The 4,506-nt window shown below is 75.0% G+C and carries 7 protein-coding genes; 3 read left to right on the forward strand and 4 right to left on the reverse strand.

From position 1 onward, the window contains the following. Positions 1 to 81: 81 nt before the first annotated feature. The gene (locus tag AB0472_RS45835; RefSeq protein WP_366365633.1) at positions 82 to 465 is read right to left on the reverse strand and encodes a hypothetical protein; all 384 of its coding nucleotides are present in this window, start codon (positions 463 to 465) and stop codon (positions 82 to 84) included. Positions 466 to 585: 120 nt separating this feature from the next. Here AB0472_RS45835 and AB0472_RS45840 point away from each other — a divergent pair, with 120 nt between their 5' ends. Further along, positions 586 to 1,293 (forward strand): SDR family oxidoreductase, encoded by a 708-nt coding sequence (locus tag AB0472_RS45840; RefSeq protein ID WP_366365634.1) that lies wholly within the window; start codon positions 586 to 588, stop codon positions 1,291 to 1,293. A gap of 55 nt (positions 1,294 to 1,348) precedes the next feature. Here the strand turns inward: AB0472_RS45840 and AB0472_RS45845 are convergent, their stop codons facing one another. Beyond that, the gene (locus tag AB0472_RS45845) at positions 1,349 to 2,209 is read right to left on the reverse strand and encodes a hypothetical protein (protein ID WP_366365635.1); all 861 of its coding nucleotides are present in this window, start codon (positions 2,207 to 2,209) and stop codon (positions 1,349 to 1,351) included. 453 nt (positions 2,210 to 2,662) lie between these two features. Here AB0472_RS45845 and AB0472_RS45850 point away from each other — a divergent pair, with 453 nt between their 5' ends. Continuing rightward, positions 2,663 to 2,803 (forward strand): hypothetical protein, encoded by a 141-nt coding sequence (locus tag AB0472_RS45850; RefSeq protein ID WP_366365636.1) that lies wholly within the window; start codon positions 2,663 to 2,665, stop codon positions 2,801 to 2,803. Between the two features lie 15 nt (positions 2,804 to 2,818). On the opposite strand, the gene AB0472_RS45855 is transcribed toward AB0472_RS45850, so the two are convergent. Beyond that, positions 2,819 to 3,640 carry a class I SAM-dependent methyltransferase gene (locus tag AB0472_RS45855; protein ID WP_366365637.1) on the reverse strand — a complete coding sequence of 274 codons (822 nt, stop codon included), beginning with the start codon at positions 3,638 to 3,640 and terminating at the stop codon, positions 2,819 to 2,821. Then, positions 3,637 to 3,777 (reverse strand): hypothetical protein, encoded by a 141-nt coding sequence (locus tag AB0472_RS45860; RefSeq protein ID WP_366365639.1) that lies wholly within the window; start codon positions 3,775 to 3,777, stop codon positions 3,637 to 3,639. The genes AB0472_RS45855 and AB0472_RS45860 overlap by 4 nt, the downstream gene beginning before the upstream one ends. 253 nt (positions 3,778 to 4,030) lie before the next feature. Here AB0472_RS45860 and AB0472_RS45865 point away from each other — a divergent pair, with 253 nt between their 5' ends. Beyond that, on the forward strand, positions 4,031 to 4,387 hold the full coding sequence (locus tag AB0472_RS45865; protein WP_366365641.1) for a 5-carboxymethyl-2-hydroxymuconate delta isomerase: 357 nt from the start codon (positions 4,031 to 4,033) through the stop codon (positions 4,385 to 4,387). Positions 4,388 to 4,506: the final 119 nt, after the last annotated feature.

A 4,506-nucleotide genomic window follows, 5' to 3' on the forward strand; every position in this document is an offset into this window, starting at 1 on the left:
GGCACGGGCCCCCCCCGGGGGCCGCCGCCCCCCCCCCCGCGGCCACCTCACCGGTCACGGCAGCCGTCGCTCCGGTTCCGGTCAGCCGAAGACGAGGCCCACGTCCTTGTCCACGCAGAACGTCAGGACGGTGACCAGCCGGCGGGTGTCGTCGACGCGCCGTCGCAGAACGGGATCGCTGCCGTCATGCCGACGTCGCTCGACGATCGCCGCCAGCCGGGGCAGCATGGCCGCGCACTGAGCGGCCGTGAGGTCGGGGCCGTCGTCGTCCGGATGGTCGAGCAGCGGGGCCAGCGGAGTGGAGACACCGCTCCACGCACGGTCTCCGCCGAAGCCGCGCATGTCGGCGAGAGCGAACCCCTCGGCCTCGGCCAGCCACTGCCTGAACATGCTGAAGCCGGTGTAGGACCAGGAGATGTCCGGGCTGGTCTCGTCGCCGTCTGCGGGAAAGAGCACGAGCCCCATCCAGTCCTCCTTGTCGGCCGGTGCCCGGGACAGGTCGCGGAGAGGTGCGTCGGTGGTACCCGCAGTCCCAGGAAGAAGGGTCTTCTGGTTGCTCCAGCGGCCCCGGAGCAATCTTGAGGCATGACGACAACACTGATCACCGGCGCCAACAAGGGCATCGGACACGAAACCGCCCGCCGACTCGTCGCCGCCGGTCACACCGTGTACATCGGGGCCCGGGACGCCGAGCGCGGACGCCGGGCCGCCGAGGAACTGGGCGCCCGGTTCGTCCTCCTCGACGTCACCGACGACGCCTCGGTCGAGGCCGCGGCCCAGCGGATCGAGGCCGACGGCGGCCTCGACGTCCTGGTCAACAACGCCGCGATCGAGACCCGCAACGCGGACAACAGCGTCCCCACCGCCCGGAACGTGACCGCCGACCAGATGCGCAACACCTTCGAGACCAACGTCTTCGGGGTGGTCCGCGTCCTGCACGCCTTCCTGCCCCTGCTGGAGCGCTCGGCGGCACCGGTCGTGGTCAACGTCAGCAGCGGTCTCGCCTCGCTGACGGCCCTGTCCGACCCCGACCACCCCGCGCACTTCTACCCCGGTATCGCCTACCCGACGTCCAAGACCGCGGTCAACATGCTCACCGTGCAGTTCGCCAAGGCGTTCCCGGACCTGCGGATCAACTCCGTCGAGCCCGGCTTCACCAAGACGGACCTGAACGGCAACACGGGCACCCAGACCGTGGAGCAGGGCGCCGAGATCGTGGTCAGGATGGCGCAGATCGGCCCGGACGGACCGACCGGCGGCTACTTCGACGTCAACGGCCGGCTCCCCTGGTGAGTCACCGCTGAACCGGCCGGGGCGCGGTCCCTCGGCGGGCGGCACCGCCCCGGCGTCAGCCGAGGCAGATCACCAGCAGGCAGAGGTGCGAGGGCGAGGACGCGGTCGTGGTCGGTGCGGGGCTCGCAGACGACGCAGGGGTGCCGGTGCCGGCGGACGTCGTGGTGGTGGCGGTGGGCGTGGCCGTGGCCGTGGCCGTCGGCTCGGCCACCGCGCCGGTGCTGGTCCCGGACACCGCCGCGGCCGAGTACGGCTGCGCGGCGGCCGAGGTCGCCGTGCGGGTCGGCGAGGTGGCCGCGTCCTGACCGGGCGTCGCCGTGGCACGGGGGACGCCGGTGCTCTGTTCGCGCGGCGCGTTCGCGGCCGCCGCACGGGCGGAGGGCGCGGCGTCCGGGGCCCGGTGCCGGCCGGTGGGCACCGACGCCGCCTGGCCGGTGTCCGCCGCCGGCTCGTCGGCGAGGCCCATGGGCCGGTTGTCGGGGGCCGTGGCCGCCTGGGCCCGGTCGCCGCCCTGCCGGTCCATGGAGGCGACGGTCAGCCCGCCGCCGACCAGGGCGACCGCGGTGGCCACCACGGCACGCCGCTGGTTCTTCTTCCAGCGGGCCCGCTGGCGGCGCCGGGCAGCCCGGCCCTGCGCCGCGGGCGGTGCCGCGTCGGGGCCGTCGTACGGGCTCTCCGCGGCCTCCTCGGCGTCCGCGTCCGGGCCGGACGGCGCGGTGTCGCCGGACCACGGGACGCCGTCGGGCCACGCGGTGTCGTCGGACCACGCGGTGGCTGCCGGGGCCTGCCAGGCCGCCGCGCCGGACGGTGCCGGTGCCGGGACGCCGCGCGTGGCGCCGTCCGGGGCGTAGGCGCCGCAACCGGGGCACGCCAAGGCGCCGTTGAGGTGCCGACGGCACGAGGAGCAGTAGTCCATCCGCGTCTTCCTGACTCGACTGCGCCGGCGGCATCCTGTGCCGTGGCCTGAACTCGATCGCACGTGGGATCGAACGGCCAGAACGGTAGCGAGCCTTTGGCCAGGCAGTGTGCAGCCTGTGTGTCGCTTCTGCGCAGATGCCGTCCGCGTCCACGCACAGCCCGGTTCCGACGGCGGCGGGGACCCCGCCCGGGAGTGGGGTTGCTGACTCCGCGGAGGCTCTGGACGGGCCTGCGCAGCCGGGGCCCGGCGGTCCCGATGTCGTACCGGGGCACGACCCGCGGCCCCGCCGCGTACCGCGGTTTCGGTAGTCCGTCCTCCGGATTCAGCAGCACGCGGTGCCAGCAGCCGCACGACGACGAGGGGGCCCTCGCCGGGACAGCCTGGGTGATCCAAGCGAGATCCCGCCCTCCCGCTGCACTCCCGCGCACCGGGGGAACCGGAGGCCGCCGCGTGAGTGTCCGTGTCCTGCTCGCCGACGACCAGGCCCTGCCGCGCGGCACCTTCCGGCTGCCCGGAGCCCGCGACCGCGCCCAACTCGTCGTCATCGCCCACCAGACCGGCCTCGTACGCCCCGGGCCCCGGCAGCCCTGACCGGGTCCGCCCCGATCAGGGGGAGGCGTCCTCGCCGGACTTCCAGCCCCAGGCGGTGAGCAGGCCGGCCGACAGCGCGGCGCACTCCTCGGAGGCCAGGTACCGGACCGCCGCGTCCACGGCGGCGTCGTCGACCAGGCCGGTGGCGAGCATCGCCGCCCGGCTCCGTTCCCAGGTGTCCGCCCAGAAGCGGTTGACGGGGCTGCCCGGCAGCAGCGGCGGCACATGGATCTCGGCGGCCACGGACCCGAGCCCCGCCCCGCGCAGCAGCTGCGGGTACGAGGGCACCCAGGACACGTCGGTGCCGATCGTGGCCCGCAGCCCCTGCCACATGGCCCGCATCACCGTGGTGTACGGCGTGCCGGGCGTCCGGTCGCTCGTCAGGTCGACCGCGTCGCCGAGCACCAGCACACCGCCGGGCGCGACGAGTTCGGCCAGCGCCGAGATCACGCGCTCGTGCTCGGGCAGGTGCATCAGCACGAAACGCGCGTGGACGAGCCGGAACCGGCCGGGGACGAGGTCCGGGGCGGTGAGACCGGCGGTGATGTCGGCCTCCAGGACGTCGAGACCGGGACGGCCGGCGAGGAACCGCACGTCGCGGTCCACGGCGAGCACGCTCCGCACCCCTGCCTCGTCCAGCAGCCGGCCGGAGACGGTGCCCGTGCCGGCCCCGACGTCGAGGCAACGCCACCCCGGCCCGACGCCGAGCGCCCGCAGCCGCGCCATGGTGACGTCGTCGTAGGTGAGGGCGCCGAGATCGATGCGCCGGTCCTCGCCGGCCTGTTCGGGACGGAAGACGGCCTCGCCGTAGCGGCCGCCGTCCGGCGCGGCGGTCACGCCGCCGCCCGGCGGGCGCCGGGACCGCCGCCGGACTCGGAGAGCGGGAACAGCGGGGCGTCGAAGCGTCTCATCGCCGGGCCTTCGCGGGTGGTGGGGATGGGGCGGGAGGCCCCGTCCCGGGCCGTCCGCCCCACCGATCCTGCACCGCCGCCCGCCCGCACGGCCGAGGCGCGCCGCGCAGCCGCCCCTTCGGCCGAAGGGGCGGCTGCGCGATCCACGGACCGCCGGCGGGCCCGACCGGGCGGACCCCCCCTCCGCCGGATGTCTGCAGGTCGACGGCTGATACAACTGACTCGCCGCACACGAGCACACGAGTCGTGCCGGGAGGCGACCGTCACAGCGGAACACGGTCGAGGAAGCCGGCCGGCCAAGAGGACCAGGGTCGCCATGCCGCACATCACCGTCGACTACTCCCCGCGGATCGCCGACTCCTTCGACCCACGTGTCTTCGCGGCCGAACTGGAGCCGGCGGTTCTGGAGGGGAGCGGTTCGGCGGGCACCTGCAAGATGTTGTTCCGGCAGGCGGCCGGGGCCCGGGTGGCGGACCGGCACGGCGACGCGGCGGCCTTCGTGCACGTGGAGGTGGGGCTGCTCCCCGGTCGGCCCGACACGGTCAGGGCCCGGCTGTCCGAGGACGTGCTCGCCCTGCTGGAGAAGCACCTGGGAGTGGGCACGACCCAGCCCGTGGTCTGCTCCGTGGAGGTGCGTGAGCTGGGCGGCTCGTACCGTCTCCGGACCTTCTGAGCCGCGCTCGGCGTCCCCCCCGCCGCGGGTTCAGGCGGTGTGCAGGGCGGTGTGGAGGGTGCGGGTGGCGAGGGAGATGGCGGCTTCGGCGGCGTGGGTCTCGCGCAGGGCGTTGAGCA

It is taken from the genome of Streptomyces sp. NPDC086777 (genome assembly GCF_040702065.1).
In the GTDB taxonomy this organism is placed as follows: domain Bacteria; phylum Actinomycetota; class Actinomycetes; order Streptomycetales; family Streptomycetaceae; genus Streptomyces.